The sequence below is a fragment of the Actinosynnema sp. genome (genome assembly GCF_052038725.1).
Map to the genome: position 1 here is coordinate 1 of NZ_JBQGCX010000607.1, position 1,657 is coordinate 1,657.

Sequence of the window (1,657 nt, forward strand, 5' to 3'; positions counted from 1 at the left end):
GAGAATCTCGCCTTTCACATCCACCGTGATCTGACGCGACAGGTCGCCGCGGGCGACGGCGGTGGTGACCTGCTCGATGTTGCGGACCTGGTCGGTGAGGGTGCCGGCCATGACGTTCACCGACTCGGTGAGGTCCTTCCAGGTGCCCGCCACCCCCGGCACCTGCGCCTGACCGCCGAGGCGGCCGTCCGTGCCGATCTCGCGCGCCACGCGGGTCACCTCGCCCGCGAACGTGCGCAGCGTCGACGTCATCGAGTCGAAGCTGTCCACCAGCGCGGCCAGCTCCCCGCGCGAGCTCACGGTCAGCTCCTGGGACAGGTCGCCGCGCGCCACCGCCGCCAGCACCCGGCTCAGCTCGGTCGTCGGCGCGCTCAGGTCGTCGATCAGCCCGTTCACCGAGTCGGTCGCCCTCGCCCAGCCGCCGGGGCCGCCCGCGCCGGGGCTGAGCCGCTCGCCGAGCCTGCCCTCCTGCCCGACGGACTGCCGCACCCGCACCAGCTCGCCCACCAGCGCCTGGTTGCGCTCGGCGATCTCGTTGAACACCGTCGCCACCTCGGCGAACCTGCTGCCGAACGGCACCACCAGGCGGCGGCGGAAGTTCCCGTCGCGCATCTCCCTCAGCGCGGCCAGCAGCCGGTCCAGGGTCACGTCCGTGTCGTCCCGAGCGGTCGTCACTCCAGCCTCCGAATGTCCAGCGGGTCTCGCGCTGCGCGGTGGTGCTGCGCGGTGGTGCTGCGCGGTGGTGCGGGCGCCGCGGGCCGGTGCCCCGCTCTCCCGCGCCGCCGCGCCGGTTGGTCTCGCGTTCCGGCCGCAGCCTCTGCGGGCAAGCCTGCCACTGTCCGACCGGCCGCGTGCCGGTGCGGTCCGATAAGTTGGGGACCGACCCGACACATCAGGAGCCGGAGATGGCCCAGGGGTATTGGCGCGGGGCCGGACAGGGGCCCGCCGCGGGTGCCGAGGGGGGCGGTCAGGAGGGCACGGCGGAGGGCTTCACCCCGGAGGGCATCACCCCGGAGAACTGGCGCCTGCTCGTCGGCGGGCTCCACGAGGCCGTCGTCGTGCTGGACCCGGAAGGCGTGGTGCGCCTGGCCAACCCCCCGGCCGAGGCGCTGTTCCCGGACGCCCGCGTCGGCGCTCCCGCCGCGCCGGGAGGGCGGTCGCAGCAGCTCGGGGACGGGTGGGTCGCGCACTACCGGACGCCGGAGGACTTGCTCGACGGGGTGACCCGGCGGCTCGACGGGGCGGTGGACCGGGACGACGCGCTGCGGGCGGTGGTCGAGCTCGCGCCCGCGGCTCACGCGGTCGTGGTGGCGCCGGGGCAGCGCGGGCGGCTGGAGTGGTGGCGGCGGTCCTCGGGCGGGGACGTGGTGGTGAGCCGGGGGACGCGGCAGGTCGCCGAGGGCGTGCCGGGGCTGACGGACGTGCTGGACGTGTTGGATGGGGTGGCCGGGGTGGCCGGGGTGGACGGGGCGCGGGAGGGCGTCGAGCTGGTCGAGCCCGGTGACGCGCCCTGGGGGTTGCCCGCGGGCGCCCCGACCAAGGCGACCGCCGTGCCGCTGACGCCGGGGGCCGCGCTGGTGTGCTTCGGGCCGTCGGGGGACGCCGGGCTGCTGCGCCGGTTCGCCGAGCGCGCGACGGCGGCGATCGCGGCGGGGGA

Annotated in this window: 1 protein-coding gene and 1 pseudogene; one reads left to right on the forward strand and one right to left on the reverse strand. The window is 76.3% G+C overall.

Going from position 1 to position 1,657, the window contains the following annotated elements:
- On the reverse strand, nt 1–675 hold a 675-nt coding region (locus ACTUAL_RS12770), incomplete at its 3' end, for a HAMP domain-containing protein (RefSeq protein ID WP_440900387.1).
- A gap of 230 nt (nt 676–905) precedes the next feature.
- Between ACTUAL_RS12770 and ACTUAL_RS12775 the strand changes: the two are divergent.
- Nucleotides 906–1,657: pseudogene (locus ACTUAL_RS12775) on the forward strand (PP2C family protein-serine/threonine phosphatase); the annotation flags it as partial.